Source organism: Micromonospora sp. WMMA1363, assembly GCF_030345795.1.
GTDB lineage: Bacteria > Actinomycetota > Actinomycetes > Mycobacteriales > Micromonosporaceae > Micromonospora.
In genome coordinates this window covers 4,776,328-4,792,834 of record NZ_JAUALB010000001.1, presented here as the reverse complement: position 1 = coordinate 4,792,834, position 16,507 = coordinate 4,776,328, and the positions used below count along the sequence as shown (strand labels likewise).

Genomic DNA, 16,507 nt, shown 5'->3' with positions numbered 1-16,507 from the left:
AGTGACGACCCGTGTGTGGGACTACCTACCGGAATACGCCAAGGAAAAGGACGACATCCTCGACGCGGTCCAAACGGTGTTCGGCTCGGGCCAACTGGTGCTCGGTGAGAGCGTCAAGGGCTTCGAGCGGGAGTTCGCCGCGTACCACTCGCTGCCGTACGCCACTGGCGTCGACAACGGCACCAACGCCGTGAAGCTGGGTCTGGAAGCGCTCGGCATCGGCCCCGGCGACGAGGTCATCACGGTCTCCAACACCGCGGCACCCACCGTGGTCGCCACCGTGGGTGCCGGAGCGACGCCGGTCTTCGTCGACATCCGCGAGGACGACTTCCTCATGGACACCGACCAGGTCGCAGCCGCCATCACGCCGCGCACCCGCGCGATCCTACCCGTGCACCTCTACGGCCAGTGCGTCGACATGGCGCCGCTCGTACGGCTCGCCGAGGAGCACGGCCTGAAGATCCTGGAGGACTGTGCCCAGTCCCACGGTGCCCGTCAGCACGGGCGTCTCGCGGGTACCACGGGCGACGCGGCCGCCTTCTCCTTCTACCCCACCAAGGTCCTCGGAGCGTACGGCGACGGCGGGGCCGTGATCACCGCCGACGAGCGGACCGACCGCAACCTCAGGCAGCTGCGGTACTACGGCATGGACAAGGTCTACTACGTCGTACGAACACCGGGGCACAACTCACGCCTCGACGAGGTGCAGGCCGAAATCCTGCGACGCAAGCTGGGCCGGTTGGACGAGTACATCGCCGGGCGCAACGCCGTCGCCCGGCGCTGGCAGCAACTGCTCGGCGACCTCACCGGTCCTGGTGGTCTGCTGCTACCCACCACCAACCCGGGCAACACCCACGTCTACTACGTCTACGTGGTCCGGCACCCGCAACGCGACGCGATCCTTCAGGCGCTGCAGGCCTACGACATCTCGCTGAACATCAGCTACCCGTGGCCGGTACACACCATGAGCGGCTTCGCGCACCTCGGCTACGCCGAGGGGTCTCTGCCGGTGACCGAGCGGCTGGCCAAGGAGATCTTCTCGTTGCCCATGTACCCCTCCCTGTCCGAGTCGGAGCAGGAGCGGGTGGCCGCGGCCCTGCGCAAGGTTCTGGCCGCACTGTGAGCTCACGTCGAACCCCGGAATCCAGGACGAGGGCGGTCCCACGCAGGGCCGCCACCGTCGGCATCCACGACCCCGGCGGCGGCTACGACAGTGCCGACGGACCAGTCCTCGCGGCACGACCTCCTGGCCGGCGTCGAGCCCTGGTGGTCGCCGCTCCAGCGCACCGTCCCATCTCAATCCTCGCAGGACAAGCAGCGAAAGCGTTTCCGGAAGGGACCTCCGATGAAGGAAGGTAAAGCCATCGGCGGCGTGCAGGTGCGCCGGCTTGCCATCGAGGGGGCCGTCGAGTTCACGCCCCCCGTCTACCGGGACGAGCGCGGCCTCTTCGCTTCGCCGTACCAGGAGCCGGCATTCGCCGGGACGGTCGGCTGGCCGCTGTTCCCGGTGCGTGACATCAGCCACAACCTGTCGGCCCGTGGAGTACTGCGCGGCATTCACTACACCGCCACGCCGCCGGGGCGGGCGAAGTACGTCTACTGCCCTTACGGGCGGGTCCAGGACTTTCTGGTCGACCTGCGGGTCGGCTCACCCACCTTCGGCCGGTGGGAGAGCACCGAACTCGACGGCGACACCTGCCGGGCGCTCTACATCCCCGTGGGAGTTGGTCACGCCTTCCTGTCACTGAAGGACGACTCCATGATCGTGTACGCGATGTCCGAAGGCTACGTGGCGGAGAACGAGCGGGCGGTCTCGCCGCTGGACCCGGCGCTGGGGCTGCCCCTGCCGGCCGGGATCGCTCCGATTCAGTCCGACCGGGACCGGGCCGCCCCCACACTCGCCGACGCACGCGATCGCGGCCTGCTGACCGACTACGCGGTGTGCCGAGACGTGGAGGCGAAGCTGTGGCAGTGAATCGTCCCCTCATCGTGCTACTCGGCGCGACCGGCTTCGTCGGCTCCGCCGTACTGCGCGGACTGGCCGCGCGTGACGTCCGGGTGCGGGCCGTCTCGCGCCGCGCGGCCCCGGTCCCCGCGGATGCCCGTGCCGAGGTCGAGGTACACACCGCCGACCTCACCGAGCCCGGCCGCCTGGCCGAGGCCGTCGCCGGCGCAGACGCCGTCATCCACACCATCGCGTACATCGCCGGATCGACGACCTGGCGCATCAACGAGGGCGACTCGGCCGCCGAGCGCGTCAACGTCGGTTTGGTCCGTGACCTCGTCGCAGTGCTGCGGGACGACGACCGGACCGGCCCGCCCCTGCCCGTGGTCTTCGCGGGCGCCGCCTCGCAGGTCGGGCCCACTGACAAGGAGGTCCTCGACGGCAGCGAGCCCGACCGTCCGAAGGGCGAGTACGACCGGCAGAAGCTCGCGGCCGAACGGGTGCTGCTCGACGCCCACGCCGAGGGGCTCTTGCGAGCCGTGTCGATCCGGCTGCCCACGGTGTTCGGGTATGGTCCGCGCTCCACCGCTCGGGACAAGGGCGTAGTGTCCACGATGGTGCGACGTGCCCTGGCTGGGGAACCGATCACCATGTGGCACGACGGCACGGTGCGCCGTGACCTGCTCTACATCGAGGATGTGGCGCGGGCGCTGGTCGCGGCGGTCGACCACGTTGACGCCCTGGCCGGGCGGGCGTGGCTGCTCGGATCCGGGCGCGGGCTACCCCTGGGCGAGGTGTTTACCACGGTGGCGGACCTGGTCGCCGACCGCACCGGCAAGCCGCCGGTGCGGGTTGTCTCGGTGCCGCCACCCCCGCACGCGGAGCCGGGCGACTTCCACAGCGTGACGATCGACGCGACGGCGTTCCAAACGGTCAGCGGCTGGCGCCCACAGGTGCCGTTGACGGAAGCGCTACGTCGCACGGTCAACTTCTGCGCCAGCGGAGCGGAGGAGGGGTTGTCGTGACCCGGTACCGTTCCGACCGCCCGGCCTCGGCCGGGCGCCCAGGCACGGCGGAGACCGAGCCGCCGAAGCACCCGACGGCCGCGCTGCGCCCGCGCGCCGACGACACCCTGGCGCAACGGCTGGCCCGCTCGACGTCCGTGCGCTCCGAGGGTGCCGCGCTGCGCACGGCCGATGTCGCCGGATGGCTCGCCGAGCGGGCCCGGGCCCACCACTTCCGAGTCGAGCGAATTCCGCTCGATGCTCTGGACAGCTGGTTCTTCGCAGCGGACACCGGCAACCTGCACCACCGCACCGGCCGATTCTTCTCCGTCGAAGGACTCGACGTGAGCCTCGACGAAGGGGCGATCCGCCGGTGGCAGCAGCCGATCATCCGGCAGCCCGAGGTGGGCATCTTGGGCATCCTCGCCAAGGAGTTCGACGGCGTGCTGCACTTCCTCATGCAAGCCAAGATGGAGCCCGGCAACCCCAACCTGTTGCAGCTGTCACCCACGGTGCAGGCCACCCGCAGCAACTACACCGGCGCCCACCGTGGGACGCCCGTGAAGTACCTGGAGTACTTCACGGACCGAAGCCGCGGCCTCGTTCTCACCGACGTACTCCAGTCGGAGCACGGTTCCTGGTTTTACCGCAAGTCCAACCGCAACATCGTGGTCGAGGCGGTGGACCACGTGCCGGTGGACGACGACTTCTGCTGGCTCACGCTCGGGCAGATCGGCGAGCTGCTGCGTCGCGACAACGTGGTCAACATGGACGCCCGGACGGTCCTCGCCTGCTGTCCGGTGGCGCCGGCCGAGCCGGGTGCCCTGCATACCGACGCGGAGCTGCTGTCCTGGTTCACCGTCGAGCGGTCCCGCCACGACGTGGCCGTCGAGCGTGTGCCGCTGGCCGGCATCGACGAGTGGGAGCGCGGCGAGCACTCTATCGGCCGGGCGGACGGCCGGTACTTCCGCCTGGTCGCCGTCGGGGTCGAGGCCGGCAACCGCGAGGTCACCGGCTGGTCGCAGCCGCTGTTCGAGCCGACGAGCACCGGCGTGGCCGCATTCCTCGTCCGCCGCCTCGCGGGCGTACCGCACCTGCTGGTGCAGGCAAAGGTGGAGGCCGGGTTCCTGGATACCGTCGAACTGGCGCCGACGGTGCAGTGCACGCCAGAAAACTGGACGCACCTGCCCGAGCCACAGCGCCCGTGCTTCCTCGACGTCGTGCACGCCGCCGACCCCGACCGCATTCGCTACGCCGCGGTGCACTCCGAGGAGGGCGGCCGGTTCCTCAACGCCGAGAGCAACTATCTGTTCGTCGAGGCCGACGAGGCGCAGGCACCGCTCGATCCGCCCACCGGGTTCCGCTGGGCCACCCCGGGCCAGCTCAACAATCTCGCCCAGCACGGCCACTACCTCAACGTCCAGGCCCGCACCTTGCTTTCCTGCCTCAACGCCGGCACGGTCCGCCTGGATCACGGCGTGTGACGCGGCGAGGCAGCGGGGTGGCCCGATACCCACGAACGGGTGGTCGGTGGTGGGCGGCGCAGGCCCCATTCCCGCCGTGTGTCGGTGGGCATGGGGCCCGCGGTCGATGCATGCCACGGCGCCCCACCCATCCGCTGCCCGCCGGGTGGTGGGCCTGACCCGGTTTGACGGACATCCCAGCTCAGAGGGGCTGTGTGCTCCTCGGGAGGATGTTCATCATGGAAGGCATGGGCAAGAAGCCACGCCGGCCGCGCAGAGCGTTCACGCCGGAGTTCAAGGCGGAGATCGTCGAGGTGTGCCGGCGGGGTGACCGATCGGTGGCGCAGGTCGTGAGGGACTTCGACCTGACCGAGACCGCGGTCCGTGAGTGGGTCAGGCAGGCCGACATCGACGCCGGCACCCGCAGCGACGGGTTGACCAGCGACGAGCGCGACGAGCTGGCGCGGCTGCGGCGGGAGAACCGCCGGCTCCGCGAGGACGTCGACATCCTGAAACGGGCCACGGCTTTCTTCGTGAGGGAGACCCGGTGAACGTGTACCCGTTCATCGAGGCGGAGAAGGCGCGGCCCGACGGGAACGTGAAGCGTTCCTGTGAGCTGCTGGAGGTCTCCCGGTCCGCCTACTACCAGCACCGTGCCGGGCCGTCGCGGCGGGAACGCGACGACGCAGACCTCGCCGCCCGCATCGCGCAGATCCACGCCGACTCGGCCGGCACCTACGGCGCACCCCGGGTCCGCGCCGAACTCGCCGCCCAGGGGCGGCGGCACTCCGGCAAGCGGGTCGCCCGGCTGATGCGGGGCGCCGGGTTGTGCGGCCGCACGCCGAAGCGGTGGCGCACCACGACCGTGCCCGACCCGGGGGCGGCGTTGTCGGCGGACCTGATCCGCCGGGACTTCGACGTCGCCGCCGGCCGGGTCGACACCCGCTGGTGCGGCGACATCACCTACATCCACACGTGGGAGGGCTGGCTGTACCTCGCCACCGTCATCGACATCGCCTCACGCCGGGTTGTGGGCTGGGCGACCGCCGACCACCTACGGACCGATCTGCCCGCTCAGGCGTTGTCCAACGCGATCGCCGTCCGACGCCCGACCGGGCCGGTGATCTTCCACAGCGACCGGGGTTGCCAGTACACGAGTGCGCAGTACGCCCGGCTGGCCGACCGCAACGGGGTGCGGTTGTCGGTTGGTGGGCGGGGTCAGTGCTGGGACAACGCCGTCGCGGAGTCGTTCTTCGCCACGATCAAGACCGAACTGCTCGACCGGAGGGCGTGGCCGACCCGGGCCGCCGCCCGTGCGGCGATCTTCGAGTGGATCGAGGGGTGGTACAACACCCGCCGCCGCCATTCCACCCTGGACTACATGAGCCCGGCCGAGTATGAGGCGACGGCCTATTCCCGCAGGCCAACGAGCAAGGTAGCGTGAGATCAACTTACCGACCCTGTCCGTCAAACCGGGTCAACCCCAGTGGTGCCATGCTCGCCGCACCTGTGATACCCACATGGCGCTGCCTCACCCGTCGAGCAGGACCGTCCGTCCCGAGCTGGATCGGCCGTAGCCGAGCCTCATGGTGAGCTTCGCGGGCCTGACCCCCGGCGGCATGTCGAAGTAGACGTGGGCGCGCGCCGTGAGGCCGGGGTTGAGGCTCCCGTCCCTGCCGTCGATGATTTGGAACTCGTCCGTGTACTCCCGCCCGGCCTTGTCGTGGACCAGCCCGCCGAATTGGGGCTCTCTCGGCATGTCGATGACATTGGTGGCGGTGACCTCCACCCGGCAGTACTGGCCGCGAGCCCGGTACCCGTCGGCCTCGCGGATGCCGCAGGTGACGCCGCGCACGACGTATTCGAAGCAGAGCCGGTCCAGATGCTCTCGGGTCGCACACTCGTTGCCACCCGGAATCTTCTGGCCGACCCGATAGGTCCGCTGGGACCAGTTCGGGATTTTACTCAAACTCGGCGACGGGCTGGCGCTTGTCGGGGTTGGCGAGGGCCGGGTCGGCTTGGGCTTCGGCACAGTAACCGAGGGGCTGGGACGGGCCGACTCGGCGTCCGGCGCTCCGCCGGTCAGCCTCCCAATGACCGACAGACCGCAGCAACACAGCGCGACGACCATCACTGACCCGAGGACGACGGATCCCCGGCCGCTCACCGACGCCGACTCCGTCGACCCCGCTGACCCGCCCTGGCCCGGCCGGTCGGCCGGGCGTCGCTGCTCGAAGGGTAGATTGGCATTGCATGATCCTATTCGGGTTCACCAAGGTCGGCTGGGCGCAGCCGCAGGAAGAGCAGGGCGCCGGCGGCGAGCAGCAGCGGCCAGAGCAGATACCAGCCGGCCGTTGCCAATAGCCCGACGACGGCCACCAGAGAGAAGCGGGCGTACCAGTGGGCCCGGCTACGCCGGGGAAGCAGGCGCAGCGCGGCGGCCGCGCCAAGCACGTACACCAGGATGAAGTTGCCGGTCGCGAGCATCACCAACGGCTTCGGACCGGTGCCGGCGGCCAGCACGACCGCCAGCACCAGAGCGCTGAGGCCGGCGACGAGACCGAGGCTGCGCCGCGGCACCTCGCCAGCGCCGCTACCCCGCGCCAACCAGCCCGGCAGGCCGCCGTCGCGGCCGAGCGCGGCGCCGAGTTTGGCGGCCCCGGCGACGTACGCGTTCATCGTGCCGAACGTGAGCAGCAGGGCGGCGACGGCCGCGATCAGGTGCGCAGGCCCGCCGATGCCGTGGTCGAGCAGCTGCGCCAGCGGCGCCTCGGTGGAGCCGGCCGCCGGTCCGAGGACCAGCACGGTCGCGCCGGCGACCGCGAGGTAGAGCGCGCCGACCAGGACCACCGCGACGGTGGCGGCGCGAGGCAGATCGCGGGCTGGCCGCCGGAAGTCCGCCGCCAGGTGGGTGATCGCCTCCCAACCGGCGAAGCTCCACACCAGCAGCAACGCCGCGGGGACGATCGCGGTCCAGCCGTGCGGCGCGAACGGTCGCAGGTTTGCCCATTGGGCGTGCGGCAGCGAGGCGATCACCGCGGTGGCGAGCAGGCTCACCAGCAGCCCGGCGAGCACCAGCTGAAGCCGGCCGGAAAGCTTCACGCCGAACGCGTTCGCCGCCGTCACCGCCGCGAGCAGGGTGGCTGCGGTGACCGCCACGGTGCTCCGGCCTCCGCCCAGCGCCTGCGCCACGTAGGCTCCGGCGAAGAGCGCCGCGGTCGGCGCGCCGGCCGGGACCGCGAAGTAGAAGCACCAGCCGACGACGGTCGCGGCCCGCGGCCCGAAGGCTTTGCGGACATACGTGGAGACGCCACCGGCGTCGGGGTGGCGTGCGCCGAGCGCGGCGAAGGTCGCCGCCAGCGGCATGGACAGGATCACCAGGCCGAGCCAGGCGAGCAGCGATGCCGGGCCGGCCACGGCCGCGGCGAGCGCGGGCAGTGCGATCACGCCGGTGCCGAGCACCGCGCCGAGGTAGAGCGCGGTGCCGGTCGCCACGGTCAGCCGGCCGGCCGTCCGCGCTGGCGGCCGGGCTTTGGTCAACGTTTCGGTCACCCGGCCAGGATCGCGTTGGCAGGGGTACGGGTGACAGTGGCCGGAACGCCAATCTGCGATAGATTTCGGCCATGAAGCTGCGGCACGTGGTGGCGATCGCGGTCACCGACGCGATGCCCGTCTTCGAGTTCGCCGTACCCTGTGAGGTCTTCGGCATCGACCGCTCCGACCTGGTCGAACCCTGGTACGAGCTGCGGCTCTGCGCCGTCGAACCCGGTCCCTTGCGGACCAGCGGCGGCCTGTGGATCGAAGCCCCGTATCGGATGGATGACCTACTTGCCGCCGACACGGTGATCGTGCCCGCCTGCGACCGAACGACCCAGCGGGAGCCGCCCCCGGCGCTGCTCGACGTGCTGCGGCAGGCCCACGCCCGGGGTGTACGGATGGTCTCGATCTGCAGCGGCGCCTACCTGCTCGCCGCCGCCGGCCTGCTCGACGGCCGGCGGGCCACCACGCACTGGATGAACGCCGTCGACTTCGCCCACCGGTTTCCCCAGGTGAAGGTCGACCCCACCGTGCTCTACATCGACGAGGGGGACGTGCTCACCTCCGCCGGGACCGGCTCGGCAATCGACCTCTGCCTGCATCTGGTCCGGCTGGACCACGGTGCCGCAATCGCCAACGACGTGGCCCGTCGGATGGTGGTGCCACCGCACCGCGACGGCGGCCAGGCCCAGTTCGCCCAGCCGGTGACCCGCGGCGAACCACGCTCGGATCTGGCCCCGCTGCTGGAGTGGGCGCGACGGCGCCTGGACCAGCCGCTGACCGTGACGCAGCTGGCCGAGCAGGCGCACCTGAGCCCACGCACCGTTACCCGGCGGTTCCGGGACACGCTCGGCACCAGCCCGTTGCAGTGGTTGCTGGAGCAGCGGGTCCGGTTGGCGCAGGAGCTGCTTGAGACGACCGACGAGCCGGTCGAGCGGATCGCCCGCCGGACCGGGTTCGGCACCGCGGTGAGCCTGCGCCAGCACTTCCGCCGGGTCACCAGTGTCTCGCCGCAGACCTACCGGCATGTCTTCCGCCGCGCCAACCGGCCCTGACCAGACCAGGATCGCGAATCCGGCGACGCCCGGCGCTCCCCGTACGCGGCCCCGGTGTCCGCTGACGGAGGCCGTCATCTATCGGCCGGCCGGATCACCGCGACGCAGGCCAGTTCAGTCCGCTCCGCTGGCACATCGGCGCCCGCTGATCCTCGTGCGGACTTCTGTCATCCGGTCCGCCGGCCCGACAGGCGGCACCACGATCGGCGCCGATGGCCGTGCCACCGGCGCGAAGAGCCGCGCTCGACCGAGTGCCGGGCCACGTCGTCGCCCACCGTCCGCCTCGCCGGCGCCCACGGCCGTCCCGTCGCCGTGCTGAACACCGGCCACACCAGTCTCCCGGCCGTGCGCGACGCCGTGTTGGTCACCCACGCGCCGCAGCGGTAGCGATCGACACGAAGCTCCGACGCGCCCGGGTGGGTGCCGGAGTGCGCTGGCAGCAGGTCGTCGAGGCGACCGCGCCGCACGGCCTCGCCCCGCTCAACGGCTCGTCGGCGACCGTGGGTGTGGTCGGCTACCCCTGGGAGGCGGGCTGAGCCCACCATGGGCAGAGCATTCGGATAGGCGAGCGACCACGTGACCGCACTCGATGTTGTCAACCTCGACGGCGCCCTCTGCCACGCCACGGCAGTGACCGAGCCCGAGCTGTTCTCGGCGACCCGCAGCGCCAGAGACAACCTGGGCATCGTCACCGCGATGGAGTTCGGCCTGTTGCCGGTCAGCCGACTGTACGGGGATTCGCTGGCGTTCGCCGGCGAGGTGGACGGACACCTTCTTCGGTCGCCTCGGGCCGTGGCTGGTGCCCGGCAAGTTCCTTTCCGGCTGGGCACACCGTCCCGCCCCGCCGATAGTCGGGTCGTCGCAGGCTATTCGCGCGAACGGTGCGTCGTCGTGCGGCCCGACGGGCCACACGACCGTCTCGGTGCATGGCGGCTCAACCGCCGACGTAGTCGGCGAGGTGCTGGCCGGTAAGCGTGGAACGGGCGGCGACGAGGTCGGCGGGCGTTTCCTCAAAGACGACCCGGCCACCGTCCCGTCCGGCCCCCGGGCCGAGGTCGATGACCCAGTCGGCGTGCGCCATCACCGCCTGGTGGTGCTCGCTCACGATGACCGACGTGCCGGAGTCGACCAGCCGGTCGAGCAGGGCCAGCAGGTGTTCCACGTCGGCGAGGTGCAGCCCGGTGGTGGGCTCGTCGAGCACGTACACGCGACTGTCATCGCCCATGTGCGCGGCGAGCTTGAGCCGCTGACGCTCTCCCCCGGAGAGAGTGGTGAGCGGCTGGCCGAGGCTGAGGTAGCCGAGGCCGACGTCGACGAGCCGTCGCAGGACGGTGTGCGCGGGCGGCGTCCGGGCCTCGCCGGCGCCGAAGAACTCCGCGGCGTCGGTCACGGACATCTCGAACACGTCGCTGATGGTGCGGCCGCCGACGCGGTAACGCAGCACGGACGCCTGGAACGCTTGCCGTCGCACTCGTCGCACGGCACGGCGACGCCCGCCATGATCGCCAGTTCGGTGTAGATGACGCCGGCACCTTTGCACTGCGGGCACGCGCCCTCGGAGTTGGGGCTGAACAGCGTCGGCTTGACCCCGTTGGCCCTGGCGAACATCTTGCGGATCGGCTCCAGCATCCCGGTGTAAGTCGCCGGGTTGCTGCGGATGACATGCGCGGGTGCGACCCGCCGGGATCATGACGTTCTAGACAAACCCCATGACCACCGATGGGTCGCACCCGTCCTCAGTTGCCCCCTACCAACACGTGTCATCCCAGCTCATAGCCCCCGCACATCGACAACGCAAAGACCCTGGGCCGTGAGGGCTAGACGGGGCACTGTCATTCCTGAAGGAGTGGGGCCGTGTCAACCCTTCTCGGTCGGACTGCTGCGACCGGTTTGTGCTGATTCCCGGCTCGGTGCGGGCAAACGCCGGTGAGGGGTCGGGGTCAGGACTCGACCGGAGGTCGACCGCGTCAGCGGCTTGGTCTTGACGGCGATCCCGTGCGGCGCAGAATCGATGCGCCGGGAGGCTCTCACTGGTGAAGTTGTGGGTGGCCGTGTTCTTCACCGTCCGGTAAGGCGGACGGTTGGCAGGCCGGGGGTCCCGGTGCCGGTCATTCCTCCGCCACGCAAGGTCTGCCCTGGTGGCATGAAGTGAAACGGCCGCGGCCAGGCGGGGTCAATCAGAATCACCCGACCACGCCGGTGGGGGGTCAGACAGACAACGACCTCGCGCCTGGCCGCGCCGGGACCGGGACTGTACAAATAACGGCTGATCGACCGATCAAGGGAGAGACGCCAGATGACGACCGAGACCACCGTGGGACAGCCGGCCGTGGAGCCGGTGGGTGCGGTCACGGATGAGCAGTTGATCGCGATGCTGGTCGATCGGGCTCGTGGTGACGGGTTGAAGCTGACCGGCGAGGGTGGGCTGCTGCAGCAGCTGACGAAGCGGGTCCTCGAGTCGGCGTTGGATGGGGAGATCACCGACCACGTCGGCTACGACAAGCACGACCCGGCGGGTCGGGGTAGCGGGAACACCCGTAACGGCAGCCGGACCAAGACGGTGCTCACCGACGTCGGGCCGGTCGAGGTGCGGGTCCCACGCGACGCCGCCGGGACGTTCGAGCCGCAGATCGTGCGTAAGCGGCAGCGGCGTCTGACCGGCGTCGACGACATGGTCCTGTCGCTGTCGGCCAAGGGCCTGACCCACGGCGAGATCGCCGCGCACCTGGCTGAGGTCTACGGCGCTGAGGTGTCGAAGCAGACCATCTCCACGATCACCGACAAGGTCATGGACGGCATGGCCGAGTGGCAGAACCGGCCCCTGGACCGGGTCTACCCGGTCGTGTTCATCGACGCCATCAACGTCAAGATCAGGGACGGTCAGGTCGCGAACCGGCCGATCTACCTCGCGATGGCGGTCACCGTCGACGGCCACCGCGACATCCTCGGTATCTGGGCCGGTGACGGCGGCGAGGGCGCCAAGTACTGGCTGCACGTGCTCACCGAGTTGAAGAACCGCGGCGTGGCCGACGTGCTGATGCTGGTCTGTGACGGGCTCAAGGGACTGCCGGAGACGGTGGAGACGGTGTGGCCGCGCACGATCGTGCAGACGTGTGTGGTGCACCTGCTGCGCAACTCGTTCCGCTACGCCGCCCGGCAGGACTGGGACAAGATCGCCAAAGCGCTGCGGCCGGTCTACACCGCGGCGACCGAGGACGCCGCCACCGAGCGGTTCCTCGAGTTCGCCGAGGCGTGGGGCCGTAAGTATCCGGCGATCGTGAAGCTGTGGGAGAACGCGTGGGCGGAGTTCGTGCCGTTCCTCGCCTTCGACGTGGAGATCCGCAAGGTCATCTGCTCCACGAACGCGATCGAGTCCGTCAACGCCCGTATCCGCAGGGCCGTGCGAGCTCGTGGCCACTTCCCGAACGAGCAGGCCGCACTCAAGTGCGTCTACATGGCCTTGATGAGCCTCGACCCGACCGGAGCCGGCCGCCGACGCTGGACCATGCGCTGGAAAGCACCACTGAACGCCTTCCAGATCGCCTTCGAAGGCCGGCTCACCCCGGCCAACAACTGACCACCTCAACAACCAAGATCAGCCGTTAACTTGACACTCCCCCGCCGCTGGACATGGCCCGGGTTCAGCCCGGCGAGTTTGGCGGGCTGAACCCGGGCCGCTCGTCTAGGACACCGTTGCCGTGGGCCGTGCTATGGGCCGGCGTCGGCCCGTGGCCGCCAGAACGAGGATCGCGAGTCCGATCACCATCGCTCCGCCGACCCTCTCGGCGGAGGGACTGCTCACGACCAATTGATAGGCCGAGGAGATAACATAGACGCTAGGGAGATCGGTGAAAGCGGGCCCGCCCGGCGCCGCGTACAGGCTGATGATGGGACTGGCGGCGAGCCAGAGCGCGGTGAGGCCTAGCGCGAAAGCGGCCAGCCGGCGCGGTAACGCCCGGCGTCGAAGACGGTGCACCACCCAGCCGGCGAGGACCCAGCCGGTCACCGCCCCGACGAGCCAGCCCAGCAGGATCGCTCCCGGTTCCCACACCCGCGGGGCTGGGGAGACGCTGGTCTGCGGTACTGCACCGGTTGAGGTGGTAGTCGCGGTGACGGTGAGGACGAGGCCGCCTCGGGTTGCCTGAAACCTCTGGACGGCCTTCCACCGCTCGTACGCAGGAGAGGGAAAGGTCACGACGGGGCGACTTGTCCAGCCGTCGGCCCGCAGCCGCGCCTGCGCTGCTTCGACCGTCCAGTTCCGCTGCCCTAAGCTTGTCGTTTAACCTGCCGGGTCTGTCGATGTGACCCTGGTCGATCATGGGGGCAGCCCTTGCGTGATCATGGTTCTTGCGAAGGAGCCATGATCACGCAACAAGGGCTGCGGTGATCAGTGTGAACGATGCCGGTCGGCGTGCCGCGTTCGGGGAGTTGTCGGAGTTCCAGCAGGAGTTCTACCGGTCTCTGCGCCGCCGGGCGGACGCGTTGTTCGAGCTCACGGATTCGGTGTTGTGCACCGACGGGCCGGTCACCAGCTTGGTCGGGTTGTCACTGGCGGCGGAGCATCGTCGCGGTCACGGCGCGTTGTACGACGCGGTGAACAGCGGCGTTGTCGAGGTGGACCGGTTGCGGCGGGCGCTGGTCGGGCTGCCGTTGCCACGTGACCGCGACGGCCGGATCGTGCTGACGGTCGATGTCAGCCCGTGGTTGCGGCCCGACGCCGCGACCGCGGAGGCGCGCTCGTTCTGTCACGTGTACGGCCGTGGCCGTAACGCCGCGCAGATGATCCCGGGCTGGGCGTACTCGTTTGTCGCCGCGCTGGAGACTGGGCGTTCGTCCTGGACCGCGGTGCTGGATGCGGTGCGGATAGGGCCGATCGAGGATGCCACCGAGGTGACCGCCGGGCAGGTTCGGGAGGTCGTCAACCGGCTTCGTGAGCACGGGCGGTGGTGTGACGGCGACCCGAGGGTGCTGATCGTGTTCGACGCCGGCTACGACGTGACCCGTCTGGCCTGGCTGCTGCGCGACCTGCCTGTGGATCTCGTGGGGCGGCTGCGTTCGGACCGGGTGCTCTACCTACCCGCCGCGGCTTCGGCGCCGGGGCGGGTCGGACGCCCGGCCCGGCACGGCGAGGTCCTCGACCTCGACCAACCGGAAGATCATCCGGACCCTGCCGTGGCCACGGTCACCGAGACCCTCCGCTACGGTACGGCGTTCGCCGACGCATGGGACCGAACCCACCCGAGGCTGACCCGCCGTGGCGGGTGGGCTGAGCATGCGGGACCGCTACCGATCATCGAGGGCACCGTCATCCGGCTGTGCGTGGACCGGCTGCCCGGTGACCGCAATCCGAAACCGGTGTGGTTGTGGGCCTGCGCGACCGGGCTGAGCGCGTCGGAGGTGCACCGAATCTGGCAGGCGCACCTGCGTCGTTTCGATGTGGAGCACACGTTCAGGCTGTTCAAGCAGACCCTCGGATGGACCCGGCCCCGGCTGCGGGATCCGCGAGCCGCCGACCGGTGGACCTGGCTGATCATCGCCGCGCACACCCAACTACGGTTGGCCCGCGATCTGGCCACCGACCTGCGTCGTCCCTGGGAGCGTCCGCCGACCAAAACCGGACGGCTGACCCCGGCCCGCGTCCGGCGCGGATTTCCGAACCTCCACCCGAAACTCGCCCAGCCGACCAGCGCACCGAAACCCACCCGACCAGGCCCAGGACGCCCGCCAGGCTCCCGGAACAAGCACGTCAGACCACACCCGCCGGTCGGCAAGACCCAACACCAGAACGCGACGACCAATCACAACAAGCCACAAAAGGTTTAATCACAAGCTAAGAGGAAGTCCACGCGTACCTCACGCTCCGGCAGGACCATCCACGGACTGCCAAATCGGGTGAATTCCGGTGCAGGTATTGGGGCACCCACGACGGTCTCGGCGGTTTGCAGGGCCACCGTGTCGGACGGTAGATCCGCCGCTGTCTGCCACGCCGACCAAGAGGCCGCCGCCGCTCCCACAGCACCCAGGACCATGGCCGCCAGCACGGCGGCTATCACGGCCGTCACGCCGACTGGTAGTCGGAACCACTGCCGCACCGCCCCGCGCAACAGATCCACCACATCGGCCCGGGCAGGCACCCGTTGGCCTGGCTCAGCGGAGTCCATCAGCACCGAGAGGATCTCCTGACCGCGGGCACGGCGGTAACCGACCGGATAAGCCCACAGCAGCCGCCGGTACCAGCGTTCCAACTCGACATGCGCCCGCTGCTCCCGCATGACCTCCCTGAGGCGGTCATGCGGGAGCACCGAACGAGCCGGGGAAACCGAACGCCGAGTCCGGTCGGGTCTGCAGTCGACTCTCCGCCGCCGCCACATGTTTACGCAGCCGGCGGGCCTGCTCGGCGAGCCGGGCAGCACCGGCGTCGGTGAGCCGGTAGTAGCGGCGTAACCGCCCGTCGACGATCTCCTGCCGGTCGACCGCGACGAGTTCCTGCTCAACGAGACGGTCGAGGGCTCCGTAGAGGGTGCCGGCCCGTAGCGTGACCGCTCCCTCGGAGAGCTCGGCGACCTCCCGAGTCACCCCGTAGCCATGCTTGGGCCCCGTCGCCAGCGCGGTGAGGATCAAGAACGTCGGCTCCTGCATCGATGTCACACACGGACACTACGTTGGTTGTCATATACCGTCAACCTGCATATAGGAGTGCGACGGCCGCGGATCTTGCCGAGGATCGGGTCAGGAAGACCGCCGGGTAGGCCTGCGTCCTCAATCTTGTCCTCAGATAGTGATCAAACGATGCGCTTGATCACTATTTCTCGACCTCAGACATAGCGAAGGGCCTGGTCAGCGGTGTGACCAGGCCCTTCGTCGTCCCCGAGCCGCCTGACGGAATCGAACCGTCGACCTACGCTTACCGAACGTCACGCTATCTGACTTGTCATCGATCGTCAGAATCCATCGTTGACCTGCACAGACGTGATCGTCGACTAATCAGCGCTTGTGACACGCAGTGGACCGTTGGCAGGGGTTTTCGGGGGGTAAACGGGGGGCACCGTTGACCGTTGCCACGATCGCCGTCACCCACAAGCAGGCACCCAGTCATGCGTCACGGTGCGATGCGGTGAGCGCGCTCAGCCACAACCGGGCAGCGCGGATTCCGGCCCACAACTGCTCAGCGCCGGCGTCGGCTCGCCGGGCGACCTTCATGGCCTGGTTGAGACGGCCGTTGACCACGTCGAACGGCAACCCGGACAGCCGCCTGATCAACGCGACGAGGCTCATGAGCTCGGCGCCCAACTCGCTGCGGCGGTGTCCGGCCCAGGGCAGGTCGTCTGGAAACATCTGTCCGGCCATCTCCGCATCCAGCTGCTCGCCGCACGGGCCGCAGAACTCCAGCGATTCGGAGACCGGCACCGAGGTGCACGACGCACCAAGACATCGATCCTGACGCGTTGCGCCAGGCCAGGTACTGCGACTGACACCCTTCCCAGCACGGCCGCAGCTGCGGGC

At 69.6% G+C, this 16,507-nt stretch carries 13 protein-coding genes and 2 pseudogenes; 9 read left to right on the top strand and 6 right to left on the bottom strand.

Features of this window, described 5'->3' with window-relative positions; genetic code table 11:
• The first annotated feature begins 1 nt into the window (after nucleotide 1).
• The 6 genes from QTQ03_RS22315 (at nucleotide 2) to QTQ03_RS22290 (ending at nucleotide 5,856) form a co-directional block, all read left to right on the top strand.
• Nucleotides 2-1,123, top strand: a complete 1,122-nt coding sequence (locus QTQ03_RS22315; protein WP_289279723.1) for a DegT/DnrJ/EryC1/StrS family aminotransferase — start codon at nucleotides 2-4, stop codon at nucleotides 1,121-1,123.
• Nucleotides 1,124-1,345: 222 nt separating this feature from the next.
• A complete protein-coding gene (locus QTQ03_RS22310; RefSeq protein WP_289279722.1) occupies nucleotides 1,346-1,975 on the top strand; it encodes a dTDP-4-dehydrorhamnose 3,5-epimerase family protein in 630 nt (209 codons plus the stop codon).
• Nucleotides 1,966-2,970 carry an NAD-dependent epimerase/dehydratase family protein gene (locus QTQ03_RS22305; protein ID WP_289279721.1) on the top strand — a complete coding sequence of 335 codons (1,005 nt, stop codon included), beginning with the start codon at nucleotides 1,966-1,968 and terminating at the stop codon, nucleotides 2,968-2,970. The genes QTQ03_RS22310 and QTQ03_RS22305 overlap by 10 nt, the downstream gene beginning before the upstream one ends.
• 83 nt (nucleotides 2,971-3,053) lie before the next feature.
• Nucleotides 3,054-4,433 (top strand): NDP-hexose 2,3-dehydratase family protein, encoded by a 1,380-nt coding sequence (locus QTQ03_RS22300; RefSeq protein WP_289280946.1) that lies wholly within the window; start codon nucleotides 3,054-3,056, stop codon nucleotides 4,431-4,433.
• Nucleotides 4,434-4,642: 209 nt separating this feature from the next.
• On the top strand, nucleotides 4,643-4,963 hold the full coding sequence (locus tag QTQ03_RS22295; RefSeq protein ID WP_502889683.1) for a transposase: 321 nt from the start codon (nucleotides 4,643-4,645) through the stop codon (nucleotides 4,961-4,963).
• Entirely contained in the window at nucleotides 4,960-5,856 is an 897-nt protein-coding gene (locus QTQ03_RS22290; RefSeq protein WP_169600148.1) for an IS3 family transposase, read from the top strand. Before QTQ03_RS22295 ends, QTQ03_RS22290 begins: the two co-directional genes overlap by 4 nt.
• Nucleotides 5,857-5,943: 87 nt before the next feature.
• Here QTQ03_RS22290 and QTQ03_RS22285 read toward each other — a convergent pair whose 3' ends face one another.
• Together QTQ03_RS22285 and QTQ03_RS22280 are read right to left on the bottom strand one after the other, a co-directional pair.
• Nucleotides 5,944-6,381: a DUF4352 domain-containing protein gene (locus QTQ03_RS22285; RefSeq protein ID WP_289279720.1), complete on the bottom strand. Its 438-nt coding sequence runs from the start codon at nucleotides 6,379-6,381 to the stop codon at nucleotides 5,944-5,946.
• 290 nt (nucleotides 6,382-6,671) lie between these two features.
• A complete protein-coding gene (locus tag QTQ03_RS22280; RefSeq protein WP_289279719.1) occupies nucleotides 6,672-7,964 on the bottom strand; it encodes an APC family permease in 1,293 nt (430 codons plus the stop codon).
• Nucleotides 7,965-8,035: 71 nt separating this feature from the next.
• Between QTQ03_RS22280 and QTQ03_RS22275 the strand changes: the two genes are divergently transcribed.
• Complete coding sequence (locus QTQ03_RS22275; protein ID WP_289279718.1) at nucleotides 8,036-9,004, top strand: helix-turn-helix domain-containing protein; 969 nt, start codon at nucleotides 8,036-8,038, stop codon at nucleotides 9,002-9,004.
• Between the two features lie 934 nt (nucleotides 9,005-9,938).
• On the opposite strand, the pseudogene QTQ03_RS22265 reads toward QTQ03_RS22275, so the two are convergent.
• A pseudogene (locus QTQ03_RS22265) lies at nucleotides 9,939-10,660 on the bottom strand (ATP-binding cassette domain-containing protein); the annotation flags it as partial.
• Between the two features lie 715 nt (nucleotides 10,661-11,375).
• On the opposite strand from QTQ03_RS22265, the gene QTQ03_RS22260 reads away from it, so the two are divergent.
• A complete protein-coding gene (locus QTQ03_RS22260; protein WP_289280611.1) occupies nucleotides 11,376-12,581 on the top strand; it encodes an IS256 family transposase in 1,206 nt (401 codons plus the stop codon).
• A gap of 806 nt (nucleotides 12,582-13,387) precedes the next feature.
• Nucleotides 13,388-14,827: an NF041680 family putative transposase gene (locus QTQ03_RS22255; protein ID WP_353890609.1), complete on the top strand. Its 1,440-nt coding sequence runs from the start codon at nucleotides 13,388-13,390 to the stop codon at nucleotides 14,825-14,827.
• Nucleotides 14,828-14,892: 65 nt separating this feature from the next.
• Here QTQ03_RS22255 and QTQ03_RS22250 read toward each other — a convergent pair.
• The 3 genes and pseudogenes from QTQ03_RS22250 to QTQ03_RS22240 form a co-directional block, all read right to left on the bottom strand.
• Nucleotides 14,893-15,296 (bottom strand): annotated as a pseudogene (locus QTQ03_RS22250) (hypothetical protein); the annotation flags it as partial.
• Nucleotides 15,293-15,643, bottom strand: a complete 351-nt coding sequence (locus QTQ03_RS22245) for a PadR family transcriptional regulator (protein ID WP_289280945.1) — start codon at nucleotides 15,641-15,643, stop codon at nucleotides 15,293-15,295. The gene QTQ03_RS22245 and the pseudogene QTQ03_RS22250, both read right to left, overlap by 4 nt.
• 453 nt (nucleotides 15,644-16,096) lie before the next feature.
• Nucleotides 16,097-16,411, bottom strand: coding sequence for a hypothetical protein (locus QTQ03_RS22240; RefSeq protein ID WP_289279715.1), 315 nt, complete (start codon nucleotides 16,409-16,411; stop codon nucleotides 16,097-16,099).
• Nucleotides 16,412-16,507: the final 96 nt, after the last annotated feature.